The sequence below is a fragment of the Synechococcus sp. R6-10 genome (assembly GCF_047461815.1).
Taxonomy (GTDB): Bacteria; Cyanobacteriota; Cyanobacteriia; order Thermostichales; family Thermostichaceae; genus Thermostichus.
This window is the reverse complement of sequence record NZ_JANSHW010000644.1, coordinates 1-1115: the sequence shown is the minus strand read 5'-3', so window position 1 is coordinate 1115 and position 1115 is coordinate 1. Positions and strand designations below refer to the sequence as shown.

General features: G+C 58.8%; 1 protein-coding gene. It reads right to left on the bottom strand.

Annotation, left to right across the window (positions count from 1 at the left end; translation table 11 throughout):
- Window positions 1-293 precede the first annotated feature (293 nt).
- Window positions 294-1115 (bottom strand): FAD-dependent oxidoreductase (locus NW837_RS14905; RefSeq protein ID WP_414332369.1); only part of this gene is annotated, 822 nt, incomplete at its 5' end.

The following is a 1115-nucleotide window of genomic DNA, read 5'->3' as shown; positions in this document are numbered from 1 at the left end:
AAACAAACAGAATGCTATCGCTGCATAGTTGAACAGTGATGTTCAGCAGTGTTCAGCGTAAATGTATCAGATACTGAATACCGAGTTTGAAGAGGACATCTGTGTTGATTCTGGACAATGTCCTGATTCAAAGGCCTACAGCCTGCTTTCGGGAACGGACGCTATCTTACTGGCTAGCGTCTCATTGTTGTTTGAATTGACCATCAACTGCCTCCCAAACCCTCTGCGCCGCTCAACCCTCATCCCCTGCCCCTCTCCCAGAGGGAGAAGGGAGTAGCAAGGATAAGGGCAACCTAAACCAAATCCGCTGCCACCCGGTGGGCGCAGGCAAAGCCGGAGAAGGCAACGGCATTGAGCCCTTGGCCGGGGAAGGTGCTATCCCCCACGCAGTACAAGTTGGGGATGGCGGTGCGATTGAAGGGCATGCCCAGCAAGCCCCAGGGATCCCGGCTGGGGATAGGCCCATAGGTGCCGTTGCTGCGGCTCAAAAAGCGGCGGTGGGTGCGGGGGGTGCCTATCTCCTTCAGTTCAATGTGGGATCCCAGTTGGGGCCAAAGGGCCTCCAGGCGGCGGATGAGGCGGTCGGCGGCTTGCTGTTTTTGGATCTGGTACTGGCTTGGGTTCAACCCTTGCCAGGTGGACATCCAACTGGGGGTAAAGGCATGAACAATGTGGCGGCCCGGGGGAGCCAGGTCGGGATCCAACAGGGTGGGGACGGAGACGAAAAGGGTGCCCTGCTCAGCCTCCATCTGATCCCAATCTTCCAGGAGAATGTGGTGACAATGGCATTCGCCGGCCAGGGCCTCGGCCCGCACCCCCAGGTGCAAGCTTAAAAAGCTAGGGGATTGCTGGTAGCGTTTTTGCCACTGCCGCTCCGCCCTGGGCAGGGATCCCGGCCATAGGCGCTCAAAGGTGTCCCAGCGGGTGGCATTGGAGATGATTGTGCGGGCAAAGAGCTTTTCCCCGCTGGCCAGTTCTACGCCCACCGCCCGACCTCTTTCTTCCAGGATCCGCCGCACGGGTGCTTTGTAGCGGATCTGCCCGCCATGAACCTCTAGCCCCTGGGCCAACTTTTGGGCGATCTGCCCCACCCCCCCTTTGGGATAGTTGATACC